Annotated in this window: 19 protein-coding genes; 9 read left to right on the top strand and 10 right to left on the bottom strand. The window is 65.1% G+C overall.

Annotation, left to right across the window (positions count from 1 at the left end; translation table 11 throughout):
* Positions 1 to 23: 23 nt before the first annotated feature.
* Entirely contained in the window at positions 24 to 287 is a 264-nt protein-coding gene (locus tag IB229_RS08950; RefSeq protein WP_192327167.1) for an accessory factor UbiK family protein, read from the bottom strand.
* A gap of 413 nt (positions 288 to 700) precedes the next feature.
* Here IB229_RS08950 and glnK point away from each other — a divergent pair, with 413 nt between their 5' ends.
* The 5 genes from glnK (at position 701) to sutA (ending at position 4,699) form a co-directional block, all read left to right on the top strand.
* Positions 701 to 1,039, top strand: a complete 339-nt coding sequence (gene glnK / locus IB229_RS08945) for a P-II family nitrogen regulator (RefSeq protein WP_021700071.1) — start codon at positions 701 to 703, stop codon at positions 1,037 to 1,039.
* A 35-nt stretch (positions 1,040 to 1,074) separates the two neighbouring features.
* On the top strand, positions 1,075 to 2,391 hold the full coding sequence (locus tag IB229_RS08940) for an ammonium transporter (RefSeq protein ID WP_192327164.1): 1,317 nt from the start codon (positions 1,075 to 1,077) through the stop codon (positions 2,389 to 2,391).
* A 94-nt stretch (positions 2,392 to 2,485) separates the two neighbouring features.
* Positions 2,486 to 3,736 carry an ammonium transporter gene (gene amt / locus IB229_RS08935; protein WP_192327161.1) on the top strand — a complete coding sequence of 417 codons (1,251 nt, stop codon included), beginning with the start codon at positions 2,486 to 2,488 and terminating at the stop codon, positions 3,734 to 3,736.
* Positions 3,737 to 3,834: 98 nt separating this feature from the next.
* Positions 3,835 to 4,260, top strand: a complete 426-nt coding sequence (locus tag IB229_RS08930; RefSeq protein WP_192327158.1) for a secondary thiamine-phosphate synthase enzyme YjbQ — start codon at positions 3,835 to 3,837, stop codon at positions 4,258 to 4,260.
* Between the two features lie 109 nt (positions 4,261 to 4,369).
* Positions 4,370 to 4,699 carry a transcriptional regulator SutA gene (sutA, locus tag IB229_RS08925; protein ID WP_192327155.1) on the top strand — a complete coding sequence of 110 codons (330 nt, stop codon included), beginning with the start codon at positions 4,370 to 4,372 and terminating at the stop codon, positions 4,697 to 4,699.
* A 56-nt stretch (positions 4,700 to 4,755) separates the two neighbouring features.
* Here sutA and IB229_RS08920 read toward each other — a convergent pair whose 3' ends face one another.
* The 6 genes from IB229_RS08920 to lptM all read right to left on the bottom strand — a co-directional run bounded on the left by IB229_RS08920 (position 4,756) and on the right by lptM (position 9,356).
* Positions 4,756 to 5,457, bottom strand: coding sequence for an HAD family hydrolase (locus IB229_RS08920; protein WP_192327152.1), 702 nt, complete (start codon positions 5,455 to 5,457; stop codon positions 4,756 to 4,758).
* Complete coding sequence (xerC, locus tag IB229_RS08915) at positions 5,454 to 6,353, bottom strand: tyrosine recombinase XerC (RefSeq protein ID WP_192327149.1); 900 nt, start codon at positions 6,351 to 6,353, stop codon at positions 5,454 to 5,456. The genes IB229_RS08920 and xerC overlap by 4 nt, the downstream gene beginning before the upstream one ends.
* 69 nt (positions 6,354 to 6,422) lie before the next feature.
* Positions 6,423 to 7,124 (bottom strand): DUF484 family protein, encoded by a 702-nt coding sequence (locus IB229_RS08910; protein ID WP_192327146.1) that lies wholly within the window; start codon positions 7,122 to 7,124, stop codon positions 6,423 to 6,425.
* Positions 7,121 to 7,951 (bottom strand): diaminopimelate epimerase, encoded by an 831-nt coding sequence (gene dapF / locus IB229_RS08905; protein ID WP_192327143.1) that lies wholly within the window; start codon positions 7,949 to 7,951, stop codon positions 7,121 to 7,123. The genes IB229_RS08910 and dapF overlap by 4 nt, the downstream gene beginning before the upstream one ends.
* A 10-nt stretch (positions 7,952 to 7,961) precedes the next feature.
* The gene (gene lysA / locus IB229_RS08900) at positions 7,962 to 9,209 is read right to left on the bottom strand and encodes a diaminopimelate decarboxylase (RefSeq protein ID WP_192327140.1); all 1,248 of its coding nucleotides are present in this window, start codon (positions 9,207 to 9,209) and stop codon (positions 7,962 to 7,964) included.
* A 9-nt stretch (positions 9,210 to 9,218) separates the two neighbouring features.
* Positions 9,219 to 9,356 (bottom strand): LPS translocon maturation chaperone LptM, encoded by a 138-nt coding sequence (lptM, locus tag IB229_RS08895; protein WP_192327136.1) that lies wholly within the window; start codon positions 9,354 to 9,356, stop codon positions 9,219 to 9,221.
* 126 nt (positions 9,357 to 9,482) lie between these two features.
* On the opposite strand from lptM, the gene IB229_RS08890 reads away from it, so the two are divergent.
* The 4 genes from IB229_RS08890 (at position 9,483) to rnk (ending at position 11,655) form a co-directional block, all read left to right on the top strand.
* Positions 9,483 to 10,535 carry an AraC family transcriptional regulator gene (locus IB229_RS08890; RefSeq protein ID WP_192327133.1) on the top strand — a complete coding sequence of 351 codons (1,053 nt, stop codon included), beginning with the start codon at positions 9,483 to 9,485 and terminating at the stop codon, positions 10,533 to 10,535.
* A gap of 92 nt (positions 10,536 to 10,627) precedes the next feature.
* The gene (gene cyaY, locus IB229_RS08885; protein WP_192327130.1) at positions 10,628 to 10,960 is read left to right on the top strand and encodes an iron donor protein CyaY; all 333 of its coding nucleotides are present in this window, start codon (positions 10,628 to 10,630) and stop codon (positions 10,958 to 10,960) included.
* Positions 10,932 to 11,132 carry a DUF1289 domain-containing protein gene (locus tag IB229_RS08880; RefSeq protein ID WP_192327127.1) on the top strand — a complete coding sequence of 67 codons (201 nt, stop codon included), beginning with the start codon at positions 10,932 to 10,934 and terminating at the stop codon, positions 11,130 to 11,132. The genes cyaY and IB229_RS08880 overlap by 29 nt, the downstream gene beginning before the upstream one ends.
* 112 nt (positions 11,133 to 11,244) lie before the next feature.
* Positions 11,245 to 11,655 carry a nucleoside diphosphate kinase regulator gene (rnk, locus tag IB229_RS08875; RefSeq protein ID WP_192327124.1) on the top strand — a complete coding sequence of 137 codons (411 nt, stop codon included), beginning with the start codon at positions 11,245 to 11,247 and terminating at the stop codon, positions 11,653 to 11,655.
* Positions 11,656 to 11,670: 15 nt separating this feature from the next.
* Here the strand turns inward: rnk and IB229_RS08870 are convergent, their stop codons facing one another.
* The 3 genes from IB229_RS08870 to IB229_RS08860 form a co-directional block, all read right to left on the bottom strand.
* Positions 11,671 to 11,916, bottom strand: a complete 246-nt coding sequence (locus IB229_RS08870) for a hypothetical protein (RefSeq protein WP_192327121.1) — start codon at positions 11,914 to 11,916, stop codon at positions 11,671 to 11,673.
* 6 nt (positions 11,917 to 11,922) lie between these two features.
* Positions 11,923 to 12,114, bottom strand: coding sequence for a hypothetical protein (locus IB229_RS08865; protein WP_192327118.1), 192 nt, complete (start codon positions 12,112 to 12,114; stop codon positions 11,923 to 11,925).
* Positions 12,115 to 12,273: 159 nt separating this feature from the next.
* Entirely contained in the window at positions 12,274 to 12,960 is a 687-nt protein-coding gene (locus IB229_RS08860; RefSeq protein WP_192327115.1) for a glycine-rich domain-containing protein, read from the bottom strand.
* Between the last annotated feature and the right edge of the window lie 5 nt (positions 12,961 to 12,965).

The following is a 12,965-nucleotide window of genomic DNA, read 5'->3' as shown; positions in this document are numbered from 1 at the left end:
ATCACATGCCGCCCCGCTGCGGCTTACTCGCTTGGGGGCGGACTCGGTTGGGCTTCCAGCGCGGCGACCTTGGCTTCCAGTGCCTCGAGGCGCGCGCGGGTGCGATTGAGCACGGCCATCTGGCTGTCGAACTCCTCGCGGCTGACCAGATCCAGTTTGCTGAAGGCGCTCTGCAGCAGCGCCTTGAACTGCGCTTCGAACTCGCCGCGGGGCAATGGCGTATCACCGTTGAACAGGCGCGAGGCGTGGCTACTGAGGGCGTCGAGCAGGGCTTTGGGCGGCAACATGGGAAAAATTCCGGCGAACTGAATGCGCGCGCAGTGTAGCACTGCGAGCTGTGCACGGCTGTGCGTGCACCCGCGCACGCTTTTCGCACAGTCGGGGGTTCTTGTGTGCACCGTTTTTGTGCAATGGCGCGGCGGGATTTCTCTCGGCAACTACATTTGCAGGGCTAAGCGCATGAAAAAAGGGCTTTTGTCAGAGCTGGCAAGCTTTCTGCTTAGTTGCCGATGACGCGTGCACCGATGCAGTACCGGTGCGCAGGGTGAGGCGGGGGAGTGCCTTGCCGCATGCGGTTGGTTGGCATCGGACCGGCCGGGGCCATGGCGGCCGATGCGTTTCAAAAGCCAGACACTGCGCTTAGACTTGGGCCGGGTTCGTTTTTCCTGGGGCAAGTCCACCAAATACGGGAGAGAGTTTCATGAAACTAGTCACTGCCATCATCAAGCCGTTCAAATTGGACGACGTGCGCGAGTCGCTGTCCGAGATCGGCGTGCAGGGCATCACCGTGACCGAAGTCAAAGGCTTCGGTCGTCAGAAGGGCCACACCGAGTTGTATCGCGGCGCGGAATACGTGGTTGATTTCCTGCCGAAGGTGAAGATCGACGTAGCGATTGCCGACGACCAGCTGGACCGTGTCATCGAGGCGATCACCAAGGCGGCCAACACCGGCAAGATCGGTGACGGCAAGATCTTCGTAGTCAATCTGGAACAGGCCATCCGCATCCGTACCGGCGAGACCGGCACCGACGCAGTTTAAGCCTCCGAACCCAACACGCCCCAGGAGAAAAACACATGACTCTGCGTAAGATCGCAGGGCTAGGAGCCCTTTTGTCCCTCGTAACCCCTGGCCTGGCCATGGCTGACGAGGTTGTCCTCAACTCCGGCGACACCGCCTGGATGCTGACCGCCACCGCTCTGGTGCTGTTCATGACCATCCCTGGCCTGGCGCTGTTCTACGGCGGCATGGTCCGTTCCAAGAACATCCTTTCGGTGATGATGCAGTGCTTCGCCATCACCGGTCTGATGAGCATTCTGTGGTTCGCCTACGGCTACAGCCTGGCCTTCGACACCACCGGCATGGAGAAGGGTGTTACCAACCTGAACTCCTTCATCGGGACCCTGAACAACGCCTTCCTCACTAACCTGACCAAGGAAAGCCTGATCGCGGCCTTCCCGGAAAGCGTGTTCGTCACCTTCCAGATGACCTTCGCCATCATCACCCCGGCCCTGATCGTCGGTGCCTTCGCCGAGCGCATGAAGTTCTCCGCGATGCTGATCTTCATGACCATCTGGTTCACCATCGTCTACGCCCCCATGTGCCACATGGTCTGGTCCGGCGACGGCGCGTTCCTGTGGGATGAAGGCGTGATCGACTTCGCTGGTGGTACCGTGGTGCACATCAACGCCGGTATCGCTGGCCTGGTTGCCTGCCTGGTGCTGGGCAAGCGCAAAGGCTACCCGACCACCCCGATGGCTCCGCACAACCTGGGTTACACCCTGATTGGTGCTGCCATGCTGTGGGTCGGCTGGTTCGGCTTCAACGCCGGCTCCGCTGCCGCCGCCAACGACACCGCCGGTATGGCCATGCTGGTTACCCAGATCGCCACCGCCGCCGCTGCCCTGTCCTGGATGTTCGCCGAGTGGATCACCCACGGTAAGCCGAGCGCCCTGGGCATCGCTTCCGGTGTGGTTGCCGGTCTGGTCGCCATCACCCCGGCCGCTGGCGCCGTGGGCCCTGTTGGCGCCCTGGTCATCGGTCTGGCTGCAGGCGTGATCTGCTTCTTCTGCGCCACCAGCCTCAAGCGCAAGCTGGGCTACGACGACTCTCTGGACGTCTTCGGCGTGCACTGTGTCGGCGGTATCGTCGGTGCAATCCTGGTGGGTGCCTTCGGTTCCCCGGCGCTGGGCGGCTTCGGCTCCTTCGAGAGCATCGCCAGCCAGCTGTGGATCCAGACTGAAAGCGTGCTGTTCACCATCGTCTACACCACTGTGCTGACCTACATCATCCTCAAGGTTCTGGACCTGGTGATGGGTCTGCGTGTGAACGAAGAATCCGAGGCCGTTGGCCTGGACCTCTCCGAGCACAACGAGCGCGGCTACAACCTGTAAGGCTGTACGCGGTAGTAAAAACGCCCGGTTCGCCGGGCGTTTTCATGTCTGCGCCAACGCCGGCGCAGGGGGCGTAGGTACAAAGGAGTACCCCATGGAAAATGCGACTCTGATTCCCTTGCAGTACGCACTCGACACGTTCTACCTGTTGATCTGTGGTGCCATGGTGATGTGGATGGCGGCTGGTTTCGCCATGCTCGAATCCGGCCTGGTCAGGGCCAAGAACACCGCGGAAATTCTTACCAAGAACATCGTGCTCTATGCGCTGGCATCCCTGTTGTACCTGCTGATTGGTTATCAGCTGATGTATGGCGGTGAGGCCGGCGGGGCAATTCCTTCGTTGGGCTTTCTCATCGGTGATGAGCATGCCGTTGCTGCGGTCGCAGCGGGTGGGGATGATGCGCCAGGCTACTCGAAGCGGGCTGACTTCTTCTTTCAGGTCGTGTTCACCGCAACCTGCATGTCGATCGTCTCTGGTGCCGTGGCCGAGCGCATGAAGCTGTGGGCGTTCCTCGCTTTTGCGGTGGTGATGTGTGGCGTCATCTACCCGGTCGAAGGCTACTGGACCTGGGGCGGTGGTTTCCTCAAGGAGTCCGGTTTCAAAGACTTCGCCGGCTCCGGCATTGTTCACCTCGCCGGTGCGACAGCTGCTCTGGCAGGCGTCATCCTGCTCGGTGCGCGCAAGGGCAAGTACGGCAGTCAGGGGCAGATCAATGCCATTCCAGGTGCCAACCTGCCGCTGGCCACGCTCGGCACGCTGATCCTCTGGTTCGGCTGGTTCGGCTTCAACGGCGGTTCGCAGCTGAAGATCACCAGCATCGAAGACGCCAACGCGGTGGCTAACGTGTTCGCCAACACCAACCTGGCGGCGGCCGGTGGCCTGCTCGCTGCGCTGGTGGTAGCGCGCATTCTGTTTGGCAAGGCCGACCTGACCATGATCCTCAACGGTGCGCTGGCTGGCCTGGTGTCGATCACCGCCGAGCCGAGCACACCGACCGCTGTGCAGGCGGTGCTGGTCGGTGCGGTGGGTGGCGTACTGGTGGTGTTCAGCATCCTGATGCTCGACAAGCTGCGGATCGACGACCCGGTTGGCGCCATTTCAGTCCATGGCACCGGCGGTATCTGGGGCCTGTTGGCTGTGCCGCTGACCAACAGCGGTGCGAGCTTTTCCGCACAGCTGATGGGGGCGGCGTGCATCTTCGCCTGGGTCTTTGTAGCCAGCCTGATCGTCTGGGGTGTGATCAAACTGATCATGGGCCTGCGCGTCAGCGAAGAGGACGAATACGAGGGTGTCGACATCGTCGAATGCGGCATGGAGGCCTACCCGGAGTTCACCCGTAAATAGCCGATCACACGGCGTTGAAAAAGGGCGCTGCGGCGCCCTTTGTTTTTTCTGCGGCCGCGCTAGAATGCGCCCCGAATGGGATGTTGCAGGTACGCACCATGTGGCAGCAACAGCTGATCACCCTGCGCGCGAAAGCCCGCGGTTTTCATCTGGTGAGCGACGAGATCGTCGCCGCGCTACCGGAGATGGCGGATTACCGTGTCGGGCTGCTGCACCTGTGGCTGCAACATACCTCGGCCTCGCTGACCATCAACGAGAATGCCGATGGTGCGGTGCGGCGTGACTTCGAACGCTTCTTCAACCGTCTAGTGCCGCAAGGCGAGGGCGGCTACGAGCACGATTACGAAGGGCCGGACGATCTGCCCGCGCACTTCAAGTCCAGCCTGCTGGGCTGCCAGGTCAGTCTGCCGGTCAGTGCGGGCCGTCTGGCGCTCGGTACCTGGCAAGGTATTTATCTGGGTGAACACCGGGATCGCGCAGCTGTCCGACAAGTGCTGGCGACCCTCCAGGGTGAAACCTATTGAGGCCGTGCCGCCCCGAGTGGCGGGCCTCGTGAATTTTTCCGGACGCGTGTTTGCAATGCACGTGGCTGGGCTATAACTAACCTGCTTTGCGCACGTCATGAGGTAGAACATGAGCGACGAAGAACTGGAACAAGACGAACTGGAAGCTGGTGATGAGGATGAGGGCGAGGAGCTGGCGACAGCTGACGACGCCGATTCCGATGTCGAGGACGATGGCGATTCCGACGCCCCTGCCGGCAAGCCTGGCAAGAAGGCCAAGGCAGCGGTCGAAGTCGAAGAGCTGCCGAGCATAGAAGCCAAGCAGAAGGAACGCGATGCCCTGGCGCAAGCCATGGAAGACTTCCTCGCGCGTGGCGGCAAGGTGCAGGAAGTGGAACCCAACGTGGTTGCTGACCCACCCAAGAAGCCGGACAGCAAGTACGGCAGTCGCCCCATCTGAGGCTCGACCGTCGCAGAAAAAGCCCGCCATCCGGCGGGCTTTTTCATGCCTGCGGATCAGTCGTGCAGCCAGCCGCGCAGCAGGCCTGGCAACTCGGCGAGGCTGGCGATCTGCGCATCCGGTGTGCGCTCGTTTTCCCAGGATTTGCTCTGCGGATTGAACCATACCGCGCGCATGCCGGCTGCCTGTGCACCGGCGATGTCGTCGCTGGGGTGGTCGCCGATGTGCACGGCCTGGGCGGCAGGCACGCCGGCGCGTTGCAGGGCGGTCTGGAACGGATGCGGGTCAGGCTTGCCGATGCCCAGTTCCTCGGCGCACAGGGTGAACTGGAAGTAGTCGGCCAAGCCCAGGCGACGCACGTCGGCGTTGCCGTTGGTGATCACCCCGAGGATGAAGTGATTGGCCAGCTGTTCCAGGGTCGGGTGCACCTCGGGAAACAGCTCGACGCCGTGCCGTGCGGTGAGGAACACCTGGAAGCCCTCCTCGGCCAGCTGCGCGGATTCGGCCGGGGCGTAGCCGGCGTCCTGCAAGGCGTGCAGAAGGATGCGTCGACGCAGTTCGCTGAGGCGGTGCTTGAGCGTCGGCTCGGCCTGCAACAGACGGCTGCGGATCGCCCACAGGTGCTCGACCGGTACCGGGCCCAGCTGCGCGGCATTCAGTGCCAGCCAGTCGCGCAGGGTGGCTTCGGCACTGTGCATCACCGGGGCGACGTCCCACAGCGTGTCATCGAGGTCGAAGGTGATCAGGCGCACGCTCATTCGTCGTTCTCCGTACTGCGTCTGGCGCGGGGGTGGGCCTGGTCGTAGACGGTGGCCAGGTGCTGGAAATCCAGGTGGGTGTAGATCTGCGTGGTGGCGATGTCGGCGTGCCCGAGCAGCTCCTGCACCGCCCGCAGGTCCTGCGACGACTCGAGCATGTGGCTGGCAAAGGAGTGGCGCAGCATGTGCGGATGCAGGTGCTGGCCGAGCTCGCGCACACCGGCCTGGCGCACGCGCAATTGCACCGCCCGCGGGCCGAGACGGCGGCCCTGCTGGCTGACGAACACCGCGCCATCGCCCGGGTTGCTCAGCGCACGCAGGCTCAGCCACTGTTGCAGGGCGTCGCGTGCCTTGCTGCCGACTGGCAGCTCGCGCACCTTGTTGCCCTTGCCGCGCACGCGCACCAGGCCGGCGGGCAGGTCCAGACCGTCGAGGTCGAGGCTGACCAGCTCGGCCAGGCGCAGGCCGGAGGAATAGAACAGCTCGAGGATTGCCTGGTCGCGGCGGGCGATGAAATCGTTTTCCACCGCACCATCGAGCAGCTGCTGCGCGCGGTCGGCATCGAGGGTGCGCGGCAAGCGCCGTTCGCGCTTGGGCGGTGCCAGGCCGGTGGCCGGATCGTGACGGCACAGGCCTTCGCGGTTGAGGTACTGGTACAGGCCGCGCACTGCCGAGAGCAGGCGGGCCAGCGAGCGGCTGGCCTGGCCCTGGGCGTGCAGGCGGGCGACGAAGCTGCGCAGTGTGCGGCCGTCGAGGTCGACCCACGAGGCGATCTCGGCCTTGCCGCAGAGGGCGAGGATTTTCAGCAGATCGCGCCGGTAACCGTCGAGGGTGTGCAGCGACATCTGCCGCTCACTGCGCAGGTGTTCGAGGTAGGCATCGAGCTGCTGCTGCATGAGGCCTCTCAGGGTTCGGTGAAGGCGCGCGCTGCTCGCTGTGGCGATTGGCGAGCAGGGCCCGCTGTGTCAGCGTACCGAGCGCAGCGGTGCGGCGAAGCGCGGCAGGACGCGGGCCAGGACTTCGGCGACGTAGCCGAGGAACAGGGTGCCGAGCGAGCTCTTGTAGTGCTGCGGGTCCGGGCTGCCGATGGCGAGCACGCCGTGCAGGCCCTGGTGGGTCAGCGAGACCACGGCGGCGGAACCGACCCGGGCAAATTCTTCGCTGCCGAAGAGGAATTCCAGTTCGTTGGGCCGCAGCACACCGCAAGTGGTTTTGCCAGCGCCGAGCAGGCCGCCGACGGCCTGGTGCGCTTCGGCGCTGGTCACCGAGCGACCGACGCCCAGCGAGGCTTCGCTGAACAGGATGAGGCTGACGAAGGGCACCTGGAACTCGTGGCGCAGGCTGTCCTCGACCGCGCCGATGACCTCTTCCAGGCTGCTCGCATCGAGCAGGTCGAGGATCAGGCGGCGGGTCTTGTCGAACAGGCGATCGTTGTCGCGCGCCACGTCCATCAGCTGCGACAGGCGATGGCGCATCTCGATGTTGCGCTCGCGCAGCAGTTTGACCTGGCGCTCGACCAGCGACACGGCCTCGCCCGGCAGGTGCGGAATGCGCAGCTCGGGGATCAGCTCGTCGTGGTCGACGAAGAACTCCGGGTGCTGGCGCAGGTAGGCGGCGACGGCTTCGGAGTCGAGCTGCACGGGCGGGTCTTGGCGCTGGTCACTCATAGACGGACTTGTCCTTCGTACACGCGAACGGCGGGTCCGGTCATCATAACCGGCTGGCCTGGGCCTGCCCACTCGATGCACAGCTTGCCGCCGGGCAGTTCCAGCTGCAGCGGCGAATCCATCCAGCCCTGGCGAATCGCTGCCACGGCCGCGGCGCAGGCACCGGTGCCGCAGGCCTGGGTCTCCCCGGCACCGCGCTCCCACACGCGCAGGCGTGCATGCTGGCGGTCGAGCACCTGGAGGAAGCCGACGTTGACCCGCTGCGGAAAGCGCGGGTGGTGTTCCAGCTTCGGCCCGAGTTCGCGCACCGGCGCGCTGTCGACATCCTCGACGCGCAGCACGGCGTGTGGGTTGCCCATGGACACGGCGGCCAGTTCGACGCTCTGGCCGTCGACCTCGACCGAGTAGCTCAGGGCTTCGGCGTCGGCCTGGAACGGGATGTCGGCCGGCACCAGGCGCGGTGGACCCATGTCGACGGTGACCTGGCCGTCGGGGCGCAGGTTGAGTTCGATGAGGCCGCCCTTGGTCTCGACGCGGATCTGCTTCTTCACGGTCAGGCGCTTGTCGATGACGAAGCGGGCGAAGCAGCGCGCGCCGTTGCCGCATTGCTCCACTTCCGAGCCATCGGCGTTGAAGATGCGGTAGCGGAAGTCCACGTCCGGGCTGCTCGGAGCTTCGACGATCAGCAGCTGATCGAAGCCGACGCCGGTGTTTCGGTCGCCCCAGGCCTTGGCGTGCTTGGGTTGGATGTGCGCGTGCTGGCTGATCAGGTCGAGGACCATGAAGTCGTTGCCGAGGCCGTGCATCTTGGTGAAGCGCAAAAGCATGGCTGCGACCTCACCGTGGCAGCAGGCTTTCGCCGGCATAGAGTTCTTCGAGGGTTTCGCGGCGACGGACCTCGAAGGCCTCTTCGCCATCGACCAGCACTTCGGCGGCACGCCCGCGGGTGTTGTAGTTCGAGCTCATGACGAAACCATAGGCGCCCGCCGAGCGCACGGCCAGCAGGTCGCCTTCGGCCAGGGCCAGCTCGCGGCCCTTGGCGAGAAAGTCGCCGGTCTCGCAGATTGGCCCGACGATGTCGTAGGTACGCGGCGCGGCATCACGCGGCTGCACCGGCACCACGTCCATCCAGGCCTGGTACAGGGCTGGGCGGATCAGGTCGTTCATCGCCGCATCGACGATGGCGAAATCCTTGTGCTCGGTGTGCTTGAGGTATTCCACGCGGGTCAGCAGCACGCCAGCGTTGGCGACGATCGAGCGGCCCGGCTCGAAGACCAGGGCCAGGTCGCGGCCCGCGATGCGCTCACGCACGGCGGCGATGTACTCGCCGGCCAGCGGTGGCTGCTCGTCGCGGTACTGCACGCCGAGGCCGCCGCCGAGGTCCAGGTGCTTGATCTGGATGCCTTGCTCGGCGAGCTGGTCGATCAGCGCCAGCAGGCGGTCGAGGGCGTCGAGGAACGGCGGCAGGGTGGTCAGCTGCGAGCCGATGTGGCAGTCGACACCGACCACCTCAAGGTTCGCCAGGGCAGCGGCGCGGGCGTACACGGCCGGCGCGTCGGCGATGGCGATGCCGAACTTGTTTTCCTTCAGCCCGGTAGAAATGTACGGGTGCGTGCCGGCGTCCACGTCTGGGTTGACGCGCAGCGAGATCGCCGCGGTCTTGCCCAGCTCGGCAGCGACCAGCTGCAGGCGCTCCAGCTCGTCGGTGGACTCGACGTTGAAACAGTGCACGCCAACTTCCAGGGCGCGGCGCATGTCGTCACGGGTCTTGCCGACACCGGAGAAGACGATCTTGCCCGGCTCGCCACCGGCGGCCAGGGCGCGCTCCAGTTCACCACGGGAGACGATGTCGAAGCCGGCACCGAGGCGCGCGAGCACGTTGAGCACGCCGAGGTTGGAGTTGGCTTTGACGGCGAAGCAGACCAGGTGCGGCATGCCGGCCAGGGCGTCGGCGTAGGCGCGATACTGCGCCTCGATATGGGCGCGCGAATAGACGTACGTGGGCGTGCCGAAGCGCTCGGCGAGCGCGGACAGCGACACGCCTTCCGCGAACAGTTGCCCGTCGCGGTTGGTAAAGGCTTGCATGGAACCCCCTTAGAGGAAGACGTCTCTGTCGCGGTCTTGAGTCGTTTTTTCGTCGTCCGGGTGGTACAGCGGGCCTTTCTGGCCACATCCGGTGAGGGCGGCGGAGAGTACGACCAGCGCGATGAAGGGCAGCAGCAGGCGCTTCATGGTGAATTCCTTTGCAAAATCATGAATGGGCTGGAGTATACCCACCCCCCGGCAGCTTGCCTATGCGCCGGGATTCCCGTCCGGCGGGCCTTGCGGCTAGGATGGCGGATAAAAAACGGAGTTGTGATGGAAAGCCAAGCCACTCTTGCCAGTTCTGTCTCGGTCGCCTACCTGCAGGGACTGCTGGATTACCTCGGTCACCAGGGAATCGATAGCGGTGAACTGCTGGCCAAGGTGCAACTGAGCCCGGCCATACTCAGCCAGCGTGATCAGCGCATCGCCGCCACGGCCTACCTGGAGCTGCTCGCCGAAGGTGTGCGCCTGACCGGCGACGAGCAGCTCGGCCTACACCTCGGCGAGGCGATTCGCCCCGGCTACTACGGCGTGCTCGGCTACCTGCTGATGAGCTGCGCGACGCTTTCCGACGCGTTGCACCGCCAGGCGCGCTACGCCTCGCTGGTCGGCAACCTGGGGCGTGTCGAACTGGACGACGAACCACCGCGGCCGGGCATGGAGGCCTTGGTGGTGCACAGCTGGCACCCGCTGATGGTTCAGCACCAGCGCCTGCACGCCGAGGAAACCCTGGCCGGCTGGCTGACCTTCGGTCACTGGATCAGCGGGTTGAAGATTCCGCCAACCGAGGTGCGCTTCCAGTACCCGGCACCGGCGAACCTCTCCGAATACGAACGCATCTTCGGCTGCCCTATCCTGTTCAACCAGGCGGACAATGCCCTGGTGTTCCCCAAGCGCCTGCTCGCCACGCCGCTGGGCCAGGCCGATGCGCAGCTGCGTCAGCTGCTCGACGCCCATGCCGACCGCATGCTCGGCGAACTCAACCAGGGCAGCAGCGTGCTTGACCGTGCGCGCCGCGAGCTGGCGCTGCAGCTGCCCGAGCGCGGCGCCGACCTGGAGCTGCTGGCGCAGACCCTGCAGCTCAGCCCGCGTACCTTGCAGCGTCGACTGCGCGAGGCCGGGCTGTCGTTCAGCCAGCTGCTCGACGAAACTCGCGAACAGCTGGTGTTGCACTACCTGCGTGACCCGGCACTGGAGCTGGCGGAAATCGCCTTCCTGGTCGGCTTCAGCGAGGCCGGCTCGCTGGCGCGGGCGTTCCGCCGCTGGACCGGGCAGAGCCCCGGCGCCTACCGGCAGAGCCATAGCGATCCGGCAGCACTGCCCTGAGCGGCAGCTGTGTGTAAACTGCGCGTCTCACGAGAAGTCGCGGCGCCCGCAGCGGGCGCATCGAAGCGTAACCAGATGCCGAGGACGCAGTAATGAGTTTGAGCGAAGCCCGTTTCCATGACCTGGTCGATGCCGCCCAGGAAGCAGTGGAAGACATTTTCGACGACAGCGATCTGGATATCGATCTGGAGAATTCCGCTGGCGTGTTGACCATCCGTTTCGAGAACGGCACGCAGGTCATCCTCAGCCGCCAGGAGCCGATTCGCCAGTTGTGGGTCGCAGCACGTTCCGGTGGCTTCCACTTCGACTACGACGAAAACGAGAAGCTGTGGATCTGCGACACCAGCGAAGAGCCGCTCGGCGAGCTGCTGGCCCGTGTCACCCTGGAGCAGTCCGGTGAGCAGCTCGAGTTCGAAGAACTCTGAGGTCGTCGACTCGCCCTGCCGCCGGCAGTGCTGCCTGGACGATGATGACCGCTGCCTCGGCTGTGGCCGCCTGCTTGGTGAAATCCTCGAGTGGGGCAGCGCCGACAACCCGCGGCGCCGGGAAATCTGCCTCGCCGCCCAGCAGCGCCTGAGGCCTTTGTTGCCGAAGTGACCCGCTGGTTTTGCTTATTGCGCCGCCTGTGTTACGGTCCGTCGACACTTTGCAAACCCTGCCTCCGGGCGGGGTTTTGCTTTTCTGGCCCCAGCGGAGATAGCCCGACGCCATGAGCACCACCACGCCACCGATCACCATCACCCGTCTCGACCTGCAGCGCCTGGAGCGCCTGCTCGATGGCCTGGAGGACTTCGGCAGCACCGCCAGTGCCCTGGAAACAGAGCTGGCGCGGGCTCAGGTGGTGGGCCACACGGAAGTCCCGGCGGGCGTGGTGACGATGAATTCACGGGTGCATTGCCGCGAGGAAAGCAGCGGCAAGGACCATCACCTGACCCTGGTCTACCCGCAGGACGCCGGCGCCGAAGGTACGGTGTCGATCCTCGCCCCGGTCGGCTGTGCGCTGCTCGGCCTCTCGGTCGGCCAGCACATCGACTGGCCGGCACCGAACGGCAAGACCCTCAAACTGACCCTGCTGGCAGTCGAGTACCAACCCGAGGCCGCTGGCGAATACGCCCGCTGAAACCCGCGACGGGGCTCAGGCGCAGCTCAGGCTGCTCAGGTCGAAGAGCTCGGCGAAGCCCAGTGGCTGCTTGTTCGGCGGGCCGCCGGGCAGGCGTTTGAGGCCTTCGTCCAGTTCCAGGTTGCGCGCCAGGTTCTGAATGCTCTCGATGGTTCGCGCCACGCCGCCACCGACGACCTTGCCACTGCCGGCCAGCGCCGGGCCGTTGCTGAGGGTGAGTACGGTGGCCAGCAGCAGCGCCCGCCTGCGGGAAAGGTGCATGGCCGCCTAACCCCGGAAACGGATGCTGGACAGCATGGCGCGAGCAGCCTGCAGCGGTGCGTCGGTGCTCATGCCGTGAACGCCCAGCTCGTGGTACAGGCTCAGACCCAGGGTCGCCAGCACACCGATGACGATACCGGCCAGGCCGAGGCCCGCGAGGGTGCCGTTTGCTGCTGGTGTGGGGTTGATCCGGGACATGTCCGACTCCTGCGCCGTGTTACTGGGTGGCGCTAGAGTCACTCAAGTCGATTCGATTGAATAATACTGATCAGGCGTAATACATATCAGCTGGATTGATATGTGTGCGAGCCGTCTAGGGCGCGTGACAGCGCCTGTTTGCCGTTGCGAAAAGCCGGCTCAGTCGCCGCCGCCTCCACCGCATCCGCCGCCACAGCCACTGCCGCCATCACTGTTGCCAGCGCTGTCGGAACTGTTGGAGCCGCCACAACCACTGGCACATCCCGAGCTGCCGCCGATATGGCTGGCGCAGTAGCCGTCGCCGCGAAAGCTGCCGGGCGGTGCGCCGCAGTCGAGGCGGTAGTGGAAACCATCGGCGATGCCCAGTTGCGCATCGAGGGCGAACAGCAATGGCAGGTGGGTCGCGGCCTGGGGTGGGATGCCCTCGCGGATGCAGGCCAGGCGCCAAGCGCGGCGAATGCCCTCGCTGGCGGTCTGGGCGTCAGGCATGGCGTCATGGGGGACATGGTGGAGAAAGCGCCCCAGGCCCTTGCTGCAGAACGTTTGGTACTGGCGGGTGTAGAGGATGAACTCGTGCCAGGCGACATCCACCACCTGCGATGGCATCGCCACCATGCGCCGGCCGGCCATGCGGCACAGCTGGAAGTACTCGCGCAGCCCCAGCAGGACCTGGCCGACCTGGTCGGCGTCGAGGTGCGGGTAGGTTTCCTGCAGCTTGATGCGCAGGCGTTGGGGAAAGCTGTAGCTGGCGATCAGGCGTTCGCGCGAGCGCAGGCGATTGCGCTGCCAGTACCAGAGGCCGCCACCCAGGGTGGCGACGGTGAACAGCGTGGGGATGAGGGCCATGTGAC

The sequence above is a fragment of the Pseudomonas sp. PDM14 genome (genome assembly GCF_014851905.1).
GTDB lineage: Bacteria > Pseudomonadota > Gammaproteobacteria > Pseudomonadales > Pseudomonadaceae > Aquipseudomonas.
Note: the sequence above shows the minus strand (reverse complement) of the source record. Positions and strands in the feature narration are given on the sequence as shown.

Bases quoted from the DNA above. Each gene is read 5' to 3' on its own strand.
- IB229_RS08950 (WP_192327167.1), bottom strand. From the start codon at position 287: ATGTTGCCGCCCAAAGCCCTGCTCGACGCCCTCAGTAGCCACGCCTCG.
- glnK (WP_021700071.1), top strand. From the start codon at position 701: ATGAAACTAGTCACTGCCATCATCAAGCCGTTCAAATTGGACGACGTG.
- IB229_RS08940 (WP_192327164.1), top strand. From the start codon at position 1,075: ATGACTCTGCGTAAGATCGCAGGGCTAGGAGCCCTTTTGTCCCTCGTA.
- amt (WP_192327161.1), top strand. From the start codon at position 2,486: ATGGAAAATGCGACTCTGATTCCCTTGCAGTACGCACTCGACACGTTC.
- IB229_RS08930 (WP_192327158.1), top strand. From the start codon at position 3,835: ATGTGGCAGCAACAGCTGATCACCCTGCGCGCGAAAGCCCGCGGTTTT.
- sutA (WP_192327155.1), top strand. From the start codon at position 4,370: ATGAGCGACGAAGAACTGGAACAAGACGAACTGGAAGCTGGTGATGAG.
- IB229_RS08920 (WP_192327152.1), bottom strand. From the start codon at position 5,457: ATGAGCGTGCGCCTGATCACCTTCGACCTCGATGACACGCTGTGGGAC.
- xerC (WP_192327149.1), bottom strand. From the start codon at position 6,353: ATGCAGCAGCAGCTCGATGCCTACCTCGAACACCTGCGCAGTGAGCGG.
- IB229_RS08910 (WP_192327146.1), bottom strand. From the start codon at position 7,124: ATGAGTGACCAGCGCCAAGACCCGCCCGTGCAGCTCGACTCCGAAGCC.
- dapF (WP_192327143.1), bottom strand. From the start codon at position 7,951: ATGCTTTTGCGCTTCACCAAGATGCACGGCCTCGGCAACGACTTCATG.
- lysA (WP_192327140.1), bottom strand. From the start codon at position 9,209: ATGCAAGCCTTTACCAACCGCGACGGGCAACTGTTCGCGGAAGGCGTG.
- lptM (WP_192327136.1), bottom strand. From the start codon at position 9,356: ATGAAGCGCCTGCTGCTGCCCTTCATCGCGCTGGTCGTACTCTCCGCC.
- IB229_RS08890 (WP_192327133.1), top strand. From the start codon at position 9,483: ATGGAAAGCCAAGCCACTCTTGCCAGTTCTGTCTCGGTCGCCTACCTG.
- cyaY (WP_192327130.1), top strand. From the start codon at position 10,628: ATGAGTTTGAGCGAAGCCCGTTTCCATGACCTGGTCGATGCCGCCCAG.
- rnk (WP_192327124.1), top strand. From the start codon at position 11,245: ATGAGCACCACCACGCCACCGATCACCATCACCCGTCTCGACCTGCAG.
- IB229_RS08870 (WP_192327121.1), bottom strand. From the start codon at position 11,916: ATGCACCTTTCCCGCAGGCGGGCGCTGCTGCTGGCCACCGTACTCACC.
- IB229_RS08865 (WP_192327118.1), bottom strand. From the start codon at position 12,114: ATGTCCCGGATCAACCCCACACCAGCAGCAAACGGCACCCTCGCGGGC.
- IB229_RS08860 (WP_192327115.1), bottom strand. From the start codon at position 12,960: ATGGCCCTCATCCCCACGCTGTTCACCGTCGCCACCCTGGGTGGCGGC.